Below are 614 nucleotides of genomic sequence, written 5' to 3' on the forward strand. Positions count from 1 at the left end.
CGGATGACGGCAACGCCGCCCGCCAGCTTGGCGAGACGTTCCTGCAGCTTCTCCTTGTCGTAGTCCGAGGTGGTCTCCTCGATCTGCTGCTTGATCTGGGCGACGCGGCCCTGGATCTCGGCCTTCTTGCCGGCGCCGTCGACGATGGTGGTGTTCTCCTTGGAGATCGACACCTTCTTGGCGCGGCCGAGCATGTTGAGGCCGACATTCTCGAGCTTGATGCCGAGGTCTTCGGAAATGACCTGGCCGCCGGTGAGGATGGCGATGTCTTCCAGCATGGCCTTGCGGCGATCACCGAAGCCCGGCGCCTTGACGGCGGCGATCTTCAGGCCGCCACGCAGCTTGTTGACGACCAGCGTGGCCAGGGCCTCGCCTTCGACGTCTTCCGAGATGATGACCAGCGGCTTCGAAGTCTGCACGACAGCCTCGAGGATCGGCAGCATGGCTTGCAGGTTGGAGAGCTTCTTCTCGTGGAGAAGGATGTAGGCGTCTTCCAGGTCCGCAACCATCTTGTCGGCGTTGGTGACGAAGTAGGGCGAGAGATAGCCGCGGTCGAACTGCATGCCTTCGACGACTTCGAGTTCGGTCTCGGCGGTCTTGGCTTCCTCGACCGT

At 62.5% G+C, this 614-nt stretch carries 1 protein-coding gene; it reads right to left on the bottom strand.

Annotated features, from left to right (window positions below; genetic code table 11):
• A partial coding sequence (locus AC0L2R_RS33810; protein WP_473514119.1) for a TCP-1/cpn60 chaperonin family protein occupies positions 1-614 on the bottom strand: 614 nt, incomplete at both ends.

The sequence above is a fragment of the Mesorhizobium sp. WSM4820 genome (genome assembly GCF_055811075.1).